The organism is Streptomyces sp. NPDC054932 (assembly GCF_053610205.1).
Genome location: NZ_JBSGXU010000045.1, coordinates 1 through 15,516, shown reverse-complemented (window position 1 = coordinate 15,516; position 15,516 = coordinate 1). Strand labels below are relative to the sequence as shown.

General features: G+C 73.5%; 13 protein-coding genes and 1 pseudogene. 7 read left to right on the top strand and 7 right to left on the bottom strand.

Annotated elements, in window-relative coordinates:
- Positions 1 to 38: 38 nt before the first annotated feature.
- On the top strand, positions 39 to 809 hold the full coding sequence (locus ACWGE1_RS15305; RefSeq protein ID WP_453420979.1) for a TrmH family RNA methyltransferase: 771 nt from the start codon (positions 39 to 41) through the stop codon (positions 807 to 809).
- Here the strand turns inward: ACWGE1_RS15305 and ACWGE1_RS15300 are convergent.
- Positions 789 to 1,709: pseudogene (locus ACWGE1_RS15300) on the bottom strand (hypothetical protein); the annotation flags it as partial. The gene ACWGE1_RS15305 and the pseudogene ACWGE1_RS15300 overlap by 21 nt on opposite strands.
- Positions 1,710 to 1,817: 108 nt before the next feature.
- Here ACWGE1_RS15300 and ACWGE1_RS15295 point away from each other — a divergent pair.
- A complete protein-coding gene (locus tag ACWGE1_RS15295; protein ID WP_453420978.1) occupies positions 1,818 to 2,468 on the top strand; it encodes a MerR family transcriptional regulator in 651 nt (216 codons plus the stop codon).
- Positions 2,469 to 2,474: 6 nt separating this feature from the next.
- On the opposite strand, the gene paaN is transcribed toward ACWGE1_RS15295, so the two are convergent.
- Positions 2,475 to 4,157 (bottom strand): phenylacetic acid degradation protein PaaN, encoded by a 1,683-nt coding sequence (gene paaN / locus ACWGE1_RS15290; RefSeq protein ID WP_453420977.1) that lies wholly within the window; start codon positions 4,155 to 4,157, stop codon positions 2,475 to 2,477.
- Between the two features lie 124 nt (positions 4,158 to 4,281).
- Here paaN and ACWGE1_RS15285 point away from each other — a divergent pair, with 124 nt between their 5' ends.
- Both ACWGE1_RS15285 and ACWGE1_RS15280 read left to right on the top strand, forming a co-directional pair.
- A complete protein-coding gene (locus ACWGE1_RS15285) occupies positions 4,282 to 5,793 on the top strand; it encodes a 3-hydroxyacyl-CoA dehydrogenase (protein ID WP_453420976.1) in 1,512 nt (503 codons plus the stop codon).
- On the top strand, positions 5,790 to 6,377 hold the full coding sequence (locus ACWGE1_RS15280) for a TetR/AcrR family transcriptional regulator (protein WP_453420975.1): 588 nt from the start codon (positions 5,790 to 5,792) through the stop codon (positions 6,375 to 6,377). The genes ACWGE1_RS15285 and ACWGE1_RS15280 overlap by 4 nt, the downstream gene beginning before the upstream one ends.
- A 72-nt stretch (positions 6,378 to 6,449) precedes the next feature.
- On the opposite strand, the gene ACWGE1_RS15275 is transcribed toward ACWGE1_RS15280, so the two are convergent.
- The gene (locus ACWGE1_RS15275) at positions 6,450 to 7,028 is read right to left on the bottom strand and encodes an Lrp/AsnC family transcriptional regulator (RefSeq protein WP_453420974.1); all 579 of its coding nucleotides are present in this window, start codon (positions 7,026 to 7,028) and stop codon (positions 6,450 to 6,452) included.
- A 178-nt stretch (positions 7,029 to 7,206) separates the two neighbouring features.
- On the opposite strand from ACWGE1_RS15275, the gene pdhA reads away from it, so the two are divergent.
- The 3 genes from pdhA to ACWGE1_RS15260 are packed head-to-tail and all read left to right on the top strand — an operon-like array spanning position 7,207 to position 10,705.
- Entirely contained in the window at positions 7,207 to 8,343 is a 1,137-nt protein-coding gene (gene pdhA / locus ACWGE1_RS15270; protein WP_453420973.1) for a pyruvate dehydrogenase (acetyl-transferring) E1 component subunit alpha, read from the top strand.
- Positions 8,344 to 8,390: 47 nt separating this feature from the next.
- A complete protein-coding gene (locus ACWGE1_RS15265; protein WP_327388540.1) occupies positions 8,391 to 9,359 on the top strand; it encodes an alpha-ketoacid dehydrogenase subunit beta in 969 nt (322 codons plus the stop codon).
- Entirely contained in the window at positions 9,359 to 10,705 is a 1,347-nt protein-coding gene (locus tag ACWGE1_RS15260) for a dihydrolipoamide acetyltransferase family protein (RefSeq protein WP_453420972.1), read from the top strand. The genes ACWGE1_RS15265 and ACWGE1_RS15260 overlap by 1 nt, the downstream gene beginning before the upstream one ends.
- 164 nt (positions 10,706 to 10,869) lie before the next feature.
- Here the strand turns inward: ACWGE1_RS15260 and ACWGE1_RS15255 are convergent, their stop codons facing one another.
- The 4 genes from ACWGE1_RS15255 to ACWGE1_RS15240 are packed head-to-tail and all read right to left on the bottom strand — an operon-like array spanning position 10,870 to position 15,152.
- Positions 10,870 to 11,847: an NAD(P)H-quinone oxidoreductase gene (locus tag ACWGE1_RS15255; RefSeq protein ID WP_453420971.1), complete on the bottom strand. Its 978-nt coding sequence runs from the start codon at positions 11,845 to 11,847 to the stop codon at positions 10,870 to 10,872.
- A gap of 46 nt (positions 11,848 to 11,893) precedes the next feature.
- Entirely contained in the window at positions 11,894 to 12,994 is a 1,101-nt protein-coding gene (locus ACWGE1_RS15250) for a potassium channel family protein (protein ID WP_453420970.1), read from the bottom strand.
- Entirely contained in the window at positions 12,982 to 14,292 is a 1,311-nt protein-coding gene (locus ACWGE1_RS15245; RefSeq protein ID WP_453420969.1) for a molybdopterin molybdotransferase MoeA, read from the bottom strand. The genes ACWGE1_RS15250 and ACWGE1_RS15245 overlap by 13 nt, the downstream gene beginning before the upstream one ends.
- Positions 14,289 to 15,152, bottom strand: a complete 864-nt coding sequence (locus ACWGE1_RS15240; protein ID WP_453420968.1) for an NTP transferase domain-containing protein — start codon at positions 15,150 to 15,152, stop codon at positions 14,289 to 14,291. Before ACWGE1_RS15240 ends, ACWGE1_RS15245 begins: the two co-directional genes overlap by 4 nt.
- Positions 15,153 to 15,516: the final 364 nt, after the last annotated feature.

The window sequence follows — 15,516 nt, the reverse complement described above, 5'->3', positions numbered from 1 at the left end:
GCGGCGGAGACGGCCCGCAGGGACCTTAGGGTCGGGGTATGGACGAGACGGTGCGGGGATGGCGGGAGGCCGAGCAGGCGGGGGGCCTCGTCGTGCTCGACGGGTTCCACGCGCTGAAGCACGCGCTGCGGTTCGGGGCCGACGTGCGGATGGTCATCGCCGAGGACCCCGACGCGGTACGGGCGCTGGCCCGCGAGCTGGCTCCGGACGTCGAGGCCGCCGTGGGGCGCCTCGCGCGGCGGGCCGACCTCAAGGACGTCCTGCCCCGGGTGCATCCCACCGGGGTCGCGGCCCTCGCGGTACGGCCCGACCGGGCGGCGGGCATCGAGGGGCTGGGACGGCTGCCCAGGCCCGCGCCCGTCGTCGTCCTCGACAACCCCCGCAACCTCGGCAACGTCGGAGCCGTCGTCCGGCTCGCCGCCGGTTTCGGTGCCACCGGCGTGGTGACCTGCGGCGATCTCGACCCCTGGCACCCGAACGTGGTCCGGGCCGGGGCCGGGCTGCACTACGCCACCACCGTCGAGCGCCTCGCCCTGGACGAGCTGCCGCCCGGGCCGCTCTACGCCCTCGACCCGGAGGGCGAGGACATCCGTGCCCTCACCCTCCCGGACGACGCCCTGCTCGCCTTCGGCTCGGAGCGCCACGGGATCTCACCGGAGCTCCGCGCCCGGGCCGACCACCTGGTCTCCCTGCCGATGCGCCCGCAGGTCTCCAGCTACAACCTCGCCACCAGCGTCGCCATGACCCTCTTCCACTGGGGCGGCCCCCCGGCCCCTCCGGCCGGCGAACAGGGCGGCGACACCCCCTAGCCCTCCCCCGATCAGGATCGCCGCGGCCGCGCCGAGCGTCGCCCCGTCCGGGTGGACCAGCGACTGGCCGCGCAGCGCCTGCCAGGTCAGCAGGGCGAGCACCGCCGCGTACACCGCGCCGGCCACGAGGACCAGCCGTACCCGCACCCGTTCGTCGCGCAGCCGGGCGAAGCGCGGGGCGAGCGCGGCCAGGACGAGCACGAGGAGCGGCAGCAGCTGCAGGGCGTGCATGCCGAAGAAGTGCGGGATGCGCAGGTCCCCGCCGGTGGTGGACCAGCCGGTGAGGAACATTCCGGGGCCGCCGTCGGGCACTCCCACGCTGTGCCCGCCGCTCTCCGGGACCTCGGCGCCGGCCGCGTCGAGGCGCTGCTGCTCGGCAGTGGGCAGGGTCATCAGGACGGCGAGTCCGGCACCGGTCAGCGCCAGGACGGTGGAGATCCGGATCGACCAGGCCGCGGCCCGGTCGGCGACCTCGGCGCGCCAGAGCAGGGCGGCGACGACGAGCGTGGCGAGCCACAGGACGACCACCGTGTTGCCCATGAGGGAGTAGATCCGGGCGTCGAAGGGCGTCGCGCCGTTGAAGTGGCTGCGCACCCCGCGGAAGACCTGCAGGGTGATCAGCACCATCTCCCCGGCGCTCGCGGCGACCACGACCGTGCCCGCCCACCAGGCGGTCCGGCGCAGCCGCGGCCGGGTCTCGCCCAGCAGCGAGATCATCCAGGCCAGGCTGAGGCAGTAGGCGACGAACGAGACCGCGAACTTGAAGGGCTTGGCCCAGATCGGCGCCCCCGTGAGCACGCGGTCGTCGACCAGGAGACCGACGGCGGAGCCGAGCGCCCACACGGCCATCACCAGGGCGAACACCACCAGCGGACGGTGCCGGGCGCGCCAGGAACCCATCGTCATTCATACCCCCGTCATGAATGGATAGCGACACTCTCTGCTATCTGATAGCGCCACTATCTATGATGGAGGCGGACAGGGCAAGAGGAAAAAGGTGAACGCGGCGTGCGCATCGGAGAGTTGAGCCGGCGGACCGGAGTGCCGGTACCGACGATCAAGTACTACCTGCGGGAGGGGCTGCTCCCCGCGGGGGAGCTGACGAGTCCCAACCAGGCCAGCTACGCGGACGTGCACGAGCGGCGGCTACGGCTGGTCCGGGCGCTGCTGGAGGTCGGCGGGCTCTCGGTGGCGGCCATCGGCGAGGTGCTCACGGCCGTGGACGACAAGGAGCGGCCGGTGCACAAGGTGCTGGGCGCGGCGGCCCGGAGTCTGGTGCCGGAATACGGCGGCAGCGGCGGCGCGCAGGACGCGGAGACGGTGCTGGCCCGGGAGCGGGTGGCGCGGCTGATCGAGACGCGCGGCTGGCGCGTCGAGCCCGGCAACAAGGCATCCGAGGCCCTGGTGGCCGCGCTCGCCTCGCTGGAGCGGGTGGGGCACGGCGACCTCGTCGACATGCTCGACGACTACGCGGAGGCGGCCGAGCGGGTGGGCCGCGCGGACCTGGACTACACCGCCCGCCGAGTGGCCCGTGAGGACCTCGTGGAGGCGGTGGTCGTCGGCACGGTGGTGGGCGACGCGATCTTCGCCGCCCTGCGCAGGATGGCCCAGGTGGACGCCTCCGCCCGCATTTTCGGGGAGGAGGCGTCCGAAGCCTGAGCGGGGCTACGCCTGGCGGCGGACCTCCACCACGCGGAACCGGTTCGCGACGAAGGCGCCGTCGCACAGGGCGGCGTTGGCCGCCGGGTTGCCGCCGGAGCCGTGGAAGTCCGAGAACGCGGCGGTCTGGTTGACGAACACCCCACCGGTCAGGTTCAGGGAGAGCTGCGCGGACTCCTCCAGGCAGACCTCCTCGATCGCCCGCTCGGTGTCCGCCGACGTCGTGTACGCGCCCACCGTCATGGCGCCCTTCTCCCGCACCGTGCGGCGCAGCAGGTCGAGGGCGTCGGCGGTGGTGTCCACGGCCACCGCGAAGGAGACCGGGCCGAAGCACTCGGAGAGGTAGGGCGCCTCCGGGTCCGGCTTGGCGGCGTCCAGCTTGACCATGACGGGCGTGCGGACCACCGCGTCGGGGAATTCGGGGTTCACGACCTCCCGGGAGGCCAGCGCGACCTCGCCCAGCGCGGCCGCGGCCTCCAGCCGGGTCCTGACGTCCGGGTTGACGAGCGCGCCGAGCAGCGCGTTGGCCCGGGCGTCGTCGCCCAGCAGGCCGCCGACCGAGGCGGCGAGGTCGGCGACGACCTCGTCGTAGGTCTTGTGGCCGGCGTCCGTCGCGATGCCGTCGCGCGGGATCAGCAGGTTCTGCGGGGTGGTGCACATCTGGCCGCTGTACAGGGACAGCGAGAACGCCAGGTTGGACAGCATGCCCTTGTAGTTGTCGGTGGAGTCCAGGACGACGGTGTTGACGCCGGCCTTCTCCGTGTAGACCTGCGCCTGGCGGGCGTTGGTCTCCAGCCAGTCCCCGAACTCCGTGGACCCGGTGTAGTCGATCAGCTTGATCTCCGGGCGGACCGCGAGGGCCTTGGCGATGCCCTCACCCGGGCGCTCGACCGCGAGCGCGACCAGGTTCGGGTCGAAGCCCGCTTCCGCGAGCACCTCCCGCGCGACCTGGACGGTCAGTGCGAGCGGCAGCACGGCCCGCGGGTGCGGCTTGACCAGCACCGCGTTGCCGGTGGCGAGGGAGGCGAACAGACCGGGGTAGCCGTTCCAGGTCGGGAAGGTGTTGCAGCCGATCATGAGGGCGATGCCGCGCGGGACGGCGGTGAAGGTCTTGCCGAGCTCCAGCGGGTCCTTCTTGCCCTGCGGCTTCGACCAGTCGGCCTGGCCGGGGACCCGGGTCTGCTCCTCGTACGCGTAGGCCACGGCCTCCAGGCCGCGGTCCTGCGCGTGCGGGCCGCCGGCCTGGAACGCCATCATGAAGGCCTGGCCGCTGGTGTGCATGACCGCGTGCGCGAACTCGTGGGTCCGGGCGGAGATGCGGGCCAGGATCTCGATGCAGACCAGGGCGCGCGCCTCGGGTCCCGCGTCGCGCCAGGCACCCATGCCGGCCTTCATCGCGGGCAGCAGCACGTCCGGGTCGACGTGGGGGTACTCGACACCCAGCTCCGGGCCGAACGGGGACACCTCGGCGCCCGTCCAGCCGTCGGTGCCGGGCTGGCCCAGGTCCAGCCGCGTGCCGCGGACGGCCTCGAAGGCGGCGAGCCCGTCGGCGGGCGCGGTCTCGCCGTACGCCTTGGGGTGTTCGGGATGCGGGGACCAGTAGGCGCGGCTGCGGATCGCCGACAGGGCCTGGTCCAGAGTGGGCCGGTGCTTGGCGGACAGCTGGGGGACGGTGAGCTCGGCGGCCATCAGGGACCAACTCCTCGTTGAGCCGGGCGAAGGAGAGCAGACTGGAGTTAGAGTAACCGAACGATCGGTCGGGACAAGAGGGCCCGGCGGACCTGTGGATAAGTGTGTGCGGGAGGATCAGGACATGACAGCAATCGAGCGGTCCCGCACTGTGGCGGTCGTCGGCGCGGGCACCATGGGCCAGGGCATCGCCCAGGTCGCCCTTCTCGCAGGCCACCGCGTGCTGATCTACGACATCAATGCCGGCCTCGCCGCCGACGGCGTCGGAATCGTCCAGGACAGGGTCGAGCGGATGGCCGCCAAGGGCCGTCTGGACCGCGCCGAGGCCGAGGAGGCGATCGGCCGGATCGTTTCGGCCGGCGACCTCGCGGACCTCGCCGGGGCCGCCCTCGTCATCGAGGCGGTGGTCGAGAACGTCACCGTGAAGCAGACGCTCTTCGCCGCGCTCGAAGAGGTGGTGTCCCCGGACGCGCTGCTGGCCACCAACACCTCCTCCCTCTCCGTCACCGAGCTCGCCGCCGGCCTCGCGCACCCCGGCCGCTTCCTCGGCCTGCACTTCTTCAACCCGGCCCCGCTGCTTCCGCTCGTCGAGGTGGTCAGCGGTTTCGCGACCGACCCGGCCTGCGCCGAGCGCGCGTACCGCACCGTCCTCGGCTGGGGGAAGACGCCGGTCCGCTGCGCAGACACCCCCGGTTTCATCGTCAACCGGATCGCCCGCCCCTTCTACGCCGAGGCCTTCGCGGTGTACGAGGAGCAGGGCGCCGACCCGGCCACCATCGACGCCGTGCTCCGCGAGAGCGGCGGCTTCAAGATGGGCCCCTTCCAGCTGACCGACCTGATCGGCCAGGACGTCAACGAGGCCGTGACCCGCTCGGTCTGGGAGTCCTTCTTCCGCAGCCCCAAGTTCACCCCCTCCCTCGCCCAGCGCCGCCTCGTCCAGTCGGGCCGCCTCGGCCGCAAGTCCGGGCACGGGTGGTACCCGTACGGCCCGGACGCCGAGCCGGCGCTCCCGCACACCGCGGCGCCCGAGGAGGCCCCGGCGAAGGTCACCGTCGTCGGTGACCTCGGCCCGGCCGCCGACCTCGTGGACCTGCTGGAGGAGGCCGGGATCGCGGTCGCGGCCACCGAGCAGGGGGGCCCGTACATCCAGCTGCCCGGCGAGGGCCAGCTGGTCCTCGCGGACGGCAAGACCTCCGTCGAGTTCGCGGACGTCGTCTACTTCGACCTCGCGCTCGACTACCGAGGTGCCACCCGGATCGCGCTCTCCGCCAGCGAGGACACCAGCGAGCGGACCCTCGCCGAGGCGATCGGCCTCTTCCAGAAGCTGGGCAAGAAGGTCTCCGTGATCGGCGACGTCCCCGGCATGATCGTCGCGCGGACCGTCGCGATGCTGATCGACCTCACGGCCGACGCCGTCGCCCGCGGCGCGGCCTCGGCCGAGGACATCGACACGGCGATGCGGCTCGGCGTCAACTACCCGCTGGGCCCCGTCGAATGGCACGAGCGGCTCGGCCGGGACTGGGCCTACGACCTGCTGCACCACCTCGACGAGCGCTGTCCCGGGGGCCGGTACGCGCCCTCCCTGGCCCTGTTCAAGCTGGGCTACGCCGCGGACGACGAGGAGGGGGCCGAGTGACGACGGCCAAGCGGGACACCTACACCCCCGAGACACTCCTCACGGTCGCCGTCCAGGTCTTCAACGAGCGCGGCTACGACGGCACCTCCATGGAGCACCTCTCCAAGGCCGCGGGCATCTCGAAGTCCTCGATCTACCACCACGTCGCGGGCAAGGAGGAGCTGCTGCGGCGGGCCGTCAGCCGCGCCCTCGACGGGCTCTTCGCGATCCTGGAGGAGCCGGGCGCGGTACGGGGCCGGGCGGTCGAACGCGTCGAGTACGTCACGCGCCGCACGGTCGAGGTGCTGGTCGGGGAGCTGCCGTACGTGACGCTGCTGCTGCGCGTGCGCGGCAACACCCGCACCGAGCGGTGGGCGCTGGAACGCCGCCGCGAGTTCGACCACCAGGTCGCCGACCTGCTCAAGGCCGCCGCGGCGGACGGAGACCTCCGGGCGGACGTGGACATCCGCCTCGCCACCCGCCTGCTCTTCGGCATGGTGAACTCCCTGGTCGAGTGGTACCGCCCGCACTCGGGCACGGGCCCCGACCAGCTCGCGGACGCGGTCGTCCACATGGCCTTCGACGGCCTGCGCACCGTCCGCTGACCCCTCCGGGCACCGACCGCCCCCGGAACGGCCGTACGGGCCGCACCGGGGGCGTTGTCCTGCCCGGACGGGCTACTCCTCGGCGATCGCCGGGGCGCCGCCGACCGGGCCCGGGCCCGGGCCCGTGTCCAGGAGATCCGTTTCCTCGAAGACCAGCAGCGTCCGCGTCGAGAGGACCTCGGGAATGGCCTGGAGCCGGGTCAGGACCAGCTCGCGCAGGGTCCGGTTGTCCGGGGTGTGCACCAGCAGCAGGACGTCGAAATCCCCGCTGACCAGCGCGATGTGCGCGGCGCCCGGCAGCTCGCGCAGCTGCTCGCGGACCGTCCGCCACGAGTTCTGGACGATCTTCAGGGTGATATAGGCGGATGCGCCCTGGCCTGCGCGTTCGTGGTTGACGCGGGCCGTGAACCCGCGGATCACCCCGTCGTCGATGAGCCGGTTGATCCGGGCGTAGGCGTTCGCCCGCGAGACGTGCACCTGTTCCGCCACCGACCGTATCGACGCGCGGCCGTCCGCCTGGAGCAGCCGCATGATCGACCGGTCGATCGGATCCAGGGGACGGGGTGCGACAGGAGGGACTCCCGGGGCGCCCGGTGCGCCCCCCGGCACGGTCGGTGCGGAACCCGTTCCGGCCATTTGTTCATCCGGCATTGCCCGATGCCTCCCTCTCCTGGACGTCCTGCATCCATCCCAGGGCCCCGACGCCAGTTTGTCCACAGCCTGAAGCCGCCTGTAGCCAAATTGCGCAGACAACCGAACAATCGGTAGGTGAGGGGCCTCACACCCGGGGCACCCCCTGCCCGCTTCCCACGAGGAGGTGTACGCCGCCATGACGGTCCAAGAGCTGCCCGGTGCCGGTGCGTCCCACCGTTCCACCCCGCCGCCCGCCTGGAGCCCCCGTACGGACGCCGCGCCGCTGCTGCCGGACCCCGAGCCCTACCGGGTGCTGGGCACCGAGGCGGCGGACCGGCTCGACCCGGAGCTGATGCGCCGCTGCTACGCCGAGCTGGTGCGCGGCCGCCGCTACAACGCCCAGGCCACGGCGCTCACCAAGCAGGGCCGGCTCGCCGTCTACCCCTCCACCGTCGGCCAGGAGGCCTGCGAGATCGCGGCCGCCATGGTCCTGGAGGACCAGGACTGGCTGTTCCCGAGCTACCGCGACACCCTGGCGGCCGTGGCGCGCGGACTGGACCCCGTACAGGCACTGACCCTGCTGCGCGGCGACTGGCACACCGGATACGACCCGCGTGAGCACCGCATAGCCCCGCTCTCGACCCCGCTCGCCACCCAGCTGCCGCACGCGGTGGGCCTGGCGCACGCCGCCCGCCTGCGCGGCGACGAGGTCGTCGCGCTCGCCATGGTCGGCGACGGCGGCACCAGCGAGGGCGACTTCCACGAGGCACTGAACTTCGCCGCGGTCTGGCAGGCCCCGGTGGTCTTCCTCGTGCAGAACAACGGCTTCGCGATATCCGTCCCGCTCGCCAAGCAGACCGCCGCCCCGACGCTGGCCCACAAGGCCGTGGGGTACGGAATGCCCGGCCGGCTGGTCGACGGCAACGACATCGCCGCGATGCACGAGGTGCTGTCCGAGGCGGTCCGCCGGGCCCGGGCCGGTGGTGGTCCGACCCTGATCGAGGCCGTCACCTACCGCATGGAGGCCCACACCAACGCGGACGACGCGACCCGCTACCGCGGTGACGCCGAGGTCGAGGCATGGAAGGCGCACGACCCGATCGATCTGCTGGAGCGCGAACTGACCGCGCGCGGGATCATCGACGAAGCAGCCGTCCAGGCGGCGCGCGACGAGGCCGAGGTGATGGCCGCGGCGCTCCGCGAGGGGATGAACGCGGACCCGGTGGTGGACCCGATGGACTTGTTCGCGCACGTGTACGCGGAGCAGACCGACCGACTGCGTGAGCAGGCGGCCATGCTGCGCGCAGAGCTGGAAGCCGAGGACCAGGCGTGACGACGGTGGCGGCGAAGTCCGCGAAGTCGGGGGCCAAGCCCTCGACGATGGCGCAGGCCCTGACCCGGGCGATGCGCGACGCGATGGCCGAGGACCCGACGGTCCACGTCATGGGTGAGGACGTCGGGACGCTCGGCGGGGTCTTCCGGATCACGGACGGGCTCGCGAAGGAGTTCGGCGAGGAGCGCTGCACGGACACCCCGCTCGCCGAGGCGGGCATCCTGGGCGCGGCGGTCGGCATGGCCATGTACGGGCTGCGGCCCGTGGTGGAGATGCAGTTCGACGCCTTCGCGTACCCGGCGTTCGAGCAGCTCATCTCGCACGTGGCGAAGATGCGCAACCGCACCCGCGGCGCGATGCCCCTGCCGATCACCATCCGGGTGCCGTACGGCGGCGGGATCGGCGGTGTGGAGCACCACTGCGACTCCTCCGAGGCGTACTACGTGGCCACCCCCGGCCTGCACGTGGTGACCCCGGCGACCGTCGAGGACGCGTACGGGCTGCTGCGCGCGTCGATCGCGAGCGACGACCCGGTGGTCTTCCTGGAGCCGAAGCGGCTCTACTGGTCGAAGGCCGACTGGCGGCCCGAGGCGCCGGCGGCCGTGCCGGGCATCGGGAAGGCACTGGTCCGACGGACCGGCACGAGCGCCACGCTGATCACCTACGGTCCTTCGCTGCCGGTCTGTCTGGAGGCGGCCGAGGCGGCGCGCGAGGAGGGCTGGGACCTGGAGGTCGTGGACCTGCGCTCGCTCGTCCCCTTCGACGAGGACACGGTCGTGGAGTCCGTACGCCGCACCGGGCGCGCGGTGGTCGTCCACGAGGCGAACGGCTTCGGCGGCCCGGGCGCGGAGATCGCCGCCCGCGTCACGGAGCGCTGCTTCCACCACCTCGAGGCGCCGGTGCTGCGGGTGACGGGCTTCGACATCCCGTATCCGCCGCCGATGCTGGAGAAGCACCACCTGCCGGGCGTCGACCGGATCCTGGACACCGTGGCCCGCCTGCAGTGGGAGAACTGATGCCGCAGGTAATGGAATTCAAGCTTCCCGATCTCGGGGAGGGCCTGACCGAGGCAGAGATCGTCCGCTGGCTGGTCGCGGTGGGCGATGTCGTCGCCATCGACCAGCCGGTGGTCGAGGTCGAGACGGCCAAGGCGATGGTGGAGGTTCCGTGCCCCTACGGCGGTGTGGTCACCGCCCGTTTCGGGGAGGAGGGCACGGAACTGCCCGTCGGAGCACCGCTGATCACCGTGGCGGTGGGGGCGTCGTCGCTCCCGGAGGCCCCGGCGGCGCCGGCGGCCGGTGCCGAGGGCTCCGGCAGCGGGCCCCGGCCCCTGATCGGTTACGGCGAGGACCACTCGCGCCCGGCGCGTCGGCGACGGGTGCGACCCGTCACCGCCGCGGTCTCGGCGCAGGCCGCAGCGCCGGTCACCGTGCCGGCGGCGGCGCCCGTCGCACCCGTGGCGGCCGTCGCGGCTGTCGCGGCCGTCCCGGCCGGTCCGGTCCCCGTGATCTCGCCGCTCGTGCGCAAGCTGGCCAAGGACGGCGGGGTCGACCTGCGCGCGCTGCGCGGGTCCGGGCCCGACGGACTGATCCTGCGGGCGGACGTCGAGGCGGCACTGGCCGCGCTGCGGGCGCCCGAACCGGCCCCCGCCGCGGCCCCGGCCGTTGCGGTGCAGGGCGAGCGGATCCCGCTCAAGGGCGTGCGCGGGGCGGTCGCCGAGAAGCTGTCGCGCAGCCGCCGGGAGATCCCGGACGCCACCTGCTGGGTCGACGCGGACGCCACCGAGCTGATGGCGGCCCGCGCCGCGATGAACGCCGTGGGCGGGCCCAAGATCTCGGTGCTCGCACTGCTGGCCCGGATCTGCACGGCCGCCCTGGCCCGGTACCCGGAGCTCAACTCCACCGTGGACCTCGCGGCCAAGGAGATCGTCCGGCTCCCGTCGGTGCACCTGGGCTTCGCCGCGCAGACCGAGCGGGGCCTGGTGGTTCCGGTGGTCCGGGACGCGCAGCACCGCAACCCGGAGTCCCTGTCGGCGGAGTTCGCCCGGCTGACCGAGCTGGCCCGGGCCGGGAAGCTGGCCCCGTCGGACCTGACGGGCGGCACCTTCACCCTGAACAACTACGGGGTGTTCGGTGTCGACGGCTCCACACCGATCATCAACCACCCCGAGGCGGCGATGCTCGGCGTGGGCCGGATCATCGACAAGCCCTGGGTCCACGAGGGTCAGTTGGCGGTCCGCAAGGTCGTCCAGCTGTCGCTGACCTTCGACCACCGGGTCTGCGACGGCGGCACGGCGGGCGGCTTCCTCCGCCACGTCGCCGACTGCGTGGAGTCCCCGGCGGTCCTGCTGCGCAGCCTGTAGCCGTTCCGCTTCCCGGGGCGCCGCCCCGGACCCCGCGCCTCAAACGCCGGCAAGGCTGGATCCTCCAGCCGTCCTGCGTCTGAGGACCGGGTCCGGGAAGAGCCCGGGAAACGGAGAAAGGGCGGGGCGGGGCAGGCTCCGCGCAGCGGGAACCCCGCCCCGGTTCAGACCGTGAGCAGGAGTTTGCCCACGTGGGCGCTGGATTCCAGCACCCGGTGGGCCTCGGCCGCATCCCGCATCGGGAAGGCCGCGTGCACCACCGGCCGCACCCGCCCCGCTGCCACCAGCGGCCACACGTGCTCGCGTACGGCCGCGACGATGGCCGCCTTCTCCTCCAGCGGGCGGGTCCGCAGTGAGGTGGCGGTGATGGCCGCCCGCTTGGCCAGCAGCGCGCCGAGGTTCAGCTCGGCCTTCACCCCGCCCTGGAGCCCGATCACCGCGAGCCGCCCGTTCACGGCCAGCGCGTCCACGTTCCGGGCGAGGTACTTCGCCCCCATGATGTCCAGGATCACGTCGGCCCCGGCCCCGCCCGTCGCCGCGCGCAGCTCGGCCACGAAGTCCTGTTCGCGGTAGTCGATCAGGATGTCCGCGCCCAGCTCCTTGCAGCGCGCCAGCTTCTCCGGGCCGCCCGCCGTCACGGCGACGGTCGCGCCGACCGCCTTCGCCAGCTGGATCGCCATCGTCCCGATCCCGCTGGACCCGCCGTGCACCAGCAGGGTCTCCCCGGGGCGGAGGCCCGCCACCATGAACACGTTGGACCACACGGTCGTGACGACCTCGGGCAGCGCGGCCGCCGTCACCAGGTCCACGCCCCCCGGGACCGGCAGCAGCTGGCCCGCGGGCACGGCCACCCGCTCGGCGTATCCGCCGCCGGCCAGCAGGGCGCACACCTCGTCGCCCACGGACCAGCCGGACACCCCCGGTCCGATCGAGGCGATCCGTCCGGAACACTCCAGCCCCGGATGGCGCGAGGCGCCGGGCGGCGGATCGTAGAACCCCTGCCGCTGGAGCACGTCGGCGCGGTTCACGGCGCTCGCCGCGACCTCGACGAGTACCTCGCCCTCGCCCGGCACCGGATCGGGTACGTCGGCCCAGACGAGGGCATCGGGGCCGCCGGGCTGCTCGATGGTGATCGCATGCATGGCCCGGAGGCTACGCCACGGCCCGGCAGGATCCGAAGGAGACGTCCTAATCGGCAGGTCCGAACTTCACCTGCGGCGAGGCGGGCGGCGTCGCCCGCACGATGGTGATGAGACGGTCCGTCAGCTGGATCGGGCTCGCGTGCGGATCGTCGTACGGGAGCAGCCGGTGCCCGCGCAGAACGCTCACCACCAGGTCCTCGGTGTCCCGTACCGACTTGCCGACCTCGGCCTTGCGGGCGGGTCGTTCGAGGAGGTCGAGGCCGCTGCCCTGCTGGATCAGGTCCTCCATCACGGTGCCCGCGCTCGGGCTGAGCACCGAGAGGCCCAGCAGCCGGCCGGCCGCGCTCGCGCTCGTGATGACCGCGTCCGCGCCGGACTGGCGCAGCAGCGGGGCGTTCTCCTCCTCGCGCACCGCCGCGACGATCTTCGCCCCGCGGTTGAGCTGCCGGGCGGTCAGGGTGACCAGGACCGCCGTGTCGTCCCGCTGGGTCGCGATGACGATCTGACGGGCCTTCTGCAGTTCGGCGCGGAGCAGGACGTCGGAGCGGGTGGCGTCGCCGACCACGCCCGTGAATCCCTCCGCGTTCGCCGTGTCGATCACCTTGGCGCTGGGGTCGACGATGACGACCTGCTCCTTGGAGAGGCCGGTGGCCAGCAGCGTCTGCAGGGCCGAGCGGCCCTTCGTTCCGAAGCCGACGACGACCGTGTGCTCACGCAAGTTCTTCCTCCAGCTCTTCAGCCGCCACTCTTCCCTCGTCCGTTCCGTCAGGACTTCCAGGGTGGTGCCGACCAGGATGATCAGGAACAGCACGCGCAGCGGGGTGATCAGCAGGATGTTGATCAGTCGTGCGCTGTCGCTGTACGGCACGATGTCGCCGTAGCCCGTCGTGGACAGCGTCACCGTGGCGTAGTAGAAGCAGTCGAGGAGATCGACCTGCTCGTTGGCGTTGTCGTGGTAGCCGTCGCGGTCCAGCCACACGATGAAGACCGTCAGGAAGAGCACGAACAAGGCCATCAGCAGGCGCTTGGTGACCTGCCTCAGCGGGTTCTCGACGACGCGTTTGGGCAGCTTGATGCGCCGGGAGACGAGTTTCTCGTCGGCGCCGCGGGCCATGGAGTCCTGGCCGTGCAGTTTCACGTGAAACATCCTCCAGAAGCCCAGGGCAGATCGAGAATCTCCAGTTCCTGCCCGGACCGCGCGCCCTTCGGCGGTACGACGGCCAGCGCGTCGGCGGCCGCCACACCGCGCAGCATCGCGGGGCCGTGGTAGCGCAGCGGCACCGCGTGCTCGTCGCTCAGCAGGACCGGCACCAGCCGGGTGTCGTACGGGTGGCCGGGTACCTCGCCCTGCACCGGCGCGGTGTAGCGGGGGCGCCCCCGGCGGCCGGCGAGGGCGCGCAGCAGGGGTTCGGCGAGGGTCAGCAGCCCGGAGACGGCGGCCAGCGGGTTCCCGGGCAGCCCGACCAGGTGGCGCACCGGTTCCCCCTCGGGCGTGCCGGATCCGAGGCGGGCCAGCAGCATGGGGTGCCCGGGGCGGACCGCCACCCCGTCGACCAGCAGTTCGGCGCCCGCCTCCCGCAGCACGGGGTGGACGTGGTCGACGGGCCCGGAGGCGGTGCCGCCCGTGGTGACGAGGACGTCGGCGGTGCTCGTGGTGACGGCCTCCAGCAGGGCCGCGGCCCCCGCCGGGTCGTCGCCGAGCCGCCGTGTGCCGATGACCTCGGCGCCGAGTCGGTCGATCCAGGGACCGAGCATGGGGCTGAGGGCGTCGCGGACCAGCCCCTCGTGCGGGCGGCCCGAGGTGAGGAGCTCGTCGCCGAGCACCAGGATCTCCACGCGCGGACGGGGCCGGGTGGTCAGCTCGTCGTATCCGGCGGCCGCGGCGAGCCCCAGCACGGCCGGGGTGACCAGCGAACCCGCGGGCAGCAGCAGGTCGCCGGAGCGGCACTCCTGGCCCCGCGGGCGGATGTCCTGGCCGGTGAGGACGGGCCGGTCGGCGAAGAGCTGGGTGCCGGCCTCGCGGCAGTGCTCGCTGCGGACGACGGCGGTGGTGTCGGCGGGGATCCGGGCACCGGTGGCGATCCGTACGGCCTCGCCGTCCGTGAGGGGCTCCGGGCGGTCGGAGCCGGCCAGGACGCCGCCGCCGGCCCGCACGCTCCAGGGGCCGGGGCCCGCGACGGCCCAGCCGTCCATGGCGGAGGTGTCGAAGGACGGCAGGTCGGTCAGCGCCTCCAGGGCGTCGGCCAGGACCTCGCCGAGGGCGTCCGCGAGCGGCACGCGGTGGGTACGGGGCCGCACCCGGCTCCCGGCGTGGGCGGCGGTGTCCCGGGCCCGCTGCCAGGCGGCGGCGCGGTGGCCGCCCGCGCCGCCGCCCTCGGGGGCCGCCCGGCTGACCAGGGCCAGGGCCTCGTCGAGGGCCTGCTCGGCGGAGTTCGTGGGGGTCATCCCGAGCCGTTCTGTTCGGCGGCGTCGGCCGCTGCCTCGTCGGCCCAGCGCAGCGCCAGGTCGGCCGCCTTGCGGGAGGCCTCGGCGACGGCCTGGGCGGGGTCGGCGCCGGTGGCGGCGGCGTGGGCGGCCGCGTAGCCGACCAGGAAGGTGGTCAGCGGGGCGGCGGGCCGGGCGACGCCGTGGGCGGCGTCCCGGGCGAGGTCGAGCAGGGTGTTGGTGTCGACGGCGAGGTCGATGCCCAGCTCGTTCTTGACGGCGGTGATCCATTGCTCCAGCACGCTTCCATGCTCCCTGATCCGTGCGCGGGCGGCGGCGAGATCCTCCCAGGTGTCGCAGTCGAAGGAGGCGAGTGGCCGGGACGTGACCCGGGCGAGGTCCAGTTCGGCGGTGAGCGCGCGCAGCGGGAGCCCGGTGAGGCTGCCGTGTTCGGCGGCGAGCAGGGCGATCTCGCGGCGCAGGGGCTCGGCCCGGTACGCGGCGACCAGCGGCTGGTCCCGGCCGTCGGGGTCGCGCAGCATCGCCCCGTCCGCGCCGGGGGCGTCGAGCAGGGCCCGTACGGTCTCCCGGTCGAGGAACGGCAGGTCGGCGGAGAGGACGAGGACCCGCTCGGCGGTGGTCCGGCGCAGCCCGGCGTCCAGCGCGGCCACGGGGCCGCCGCCGGGCGGGTCCTCGCGGGTCCAGTCGACCGGGCGGGCGGTGGGCCGCCGGCCGCCGACCACGACGGTGGTCCGGGCGTCCGGGCAGGCGTCGAGGACGCGGTCGAGGAGTGCGCGGCCGCCGACGCTCAGCGCGGGCTTGTCGGCCCCGCCGAGTCGCCGCGCGGCGCCGCCGGCCAGCACGATCGCGTCGTAGCTCATGCCCTTGAGTATGCGGTGACCATGTCCCCCGCGGGGAGCCGCACTTACCGGGGACTTACTCCCGCCGTGCGCCATGTGCCGTGTGTCATGTGCCGGGTGCGGCGCCGTTGCCGGGGGCGCTGCCCCCGAACCCCCGCGCCTCAAACGCCGGCGGGGCTGAGGGGGTGCCTCAAACGCCGGCGGGGCTGAGGGGGCGGCTGAAGGGGCGTCTCGAACGCCGGCGGGCTGAGGGAACGTGGAAGCGGGTCCGGGCCGCGCCGGTGGGGCGTGAGCCGGACCCGCTTCCTCCGCTGTCCGCCGGTGGCTAGGTCGTGTCCGCAAAGTCCCGTCTGCTCGGCGGGGCCTGGCACGCACGCTTGCCGCG

What these genes read in the sequence shown, in the direction of transcription:
- ACWGE1_RS15305 (WP_453420979.1), top strand. Translation starts at nt 39, where the DNA reads ATGGACGAGACGGTGCGGGGATGGCGGGAGGCCGAGCAGGCGGGGGGC.
- paaN (WP_453420977.1), bottom strand. Translation starts at nt 4,157, where the DNA reads ATGGCCGCCGAGCTCACCGTCCCCCAGCTGTCCGCCAAGCACCGGCCC.
- ACWGE1_RS15285 (WP_453420976.1), top strand. Translation starts at nt 4,282, where the DNA reads ATGACAGCAATCGAGCGGTCCCGCACTGTGGCGGTCGTCGGCGCGGGC.
- ACWGE1_RS15275 (WP_453420974.1), bottom strand. Translation starts at nt 7,028, where the DNA reads ATGCCGGATGAACAAATGGCCGGAACGGGTTCCGCACCGACCGTGCCG.
- pdhA (WP_453420973.1), top strand. Translation starts at nt 7,207, where the DNA reads ATGACGGTCCAAGAGCTGCCCGGTGCCGGTGCGTCCCACCGTTCCACC.
- ACWGE1_RS15265 (WP_327388540.1), top strand. Translation starts at nt 8,391, where the DNA reads ATGGCGCAGGCCCTGACCCGGGCGATGCGCGACGCGATGGCCGAGGAC.
- ACWGE1_RS15260 (WP_453420972.1), top strand. Translation starts at nt 9,359, where the DNA reads ATGCCGCAGGTAATGGAATTCAAGCTTCCCGATCTCGGGGAGGGCCTG.
- ACWGE1_RS15255 (WP_453420971.1), bottom strand. Translation starts at nt 11,847, where the DNA reads ATGCATGCGATCACCATCGAGCAGCCCGGCGGCCCCGATGCCCTCGTC.
- ACWGE1_RS15250 (WP_453420970.1), bottom strand. Translation starts at nt 12,994, where the DNA reads ATGTTTCACGTGAAACTGCACGGCCAGGACTCCATGGCCCGCGGCGCC.
- ACWGE1_RS15245 (WP_453420969.1), bottom strand. Translation starts at nt 14,292, where the DNA reads ATGACCCCCACGAACTCCGCCGAGCAGGCCCTCGACGAGGCCCTGGCC.
- ACWGE1_RS15240 (WP_453420968.1), bottom strand. Translation starts at nt 15,152, where the DNA reads ATGAGCTACGACGCGATCGTGCTGGCCGGCGGCGCCGCGCGGCGACTC.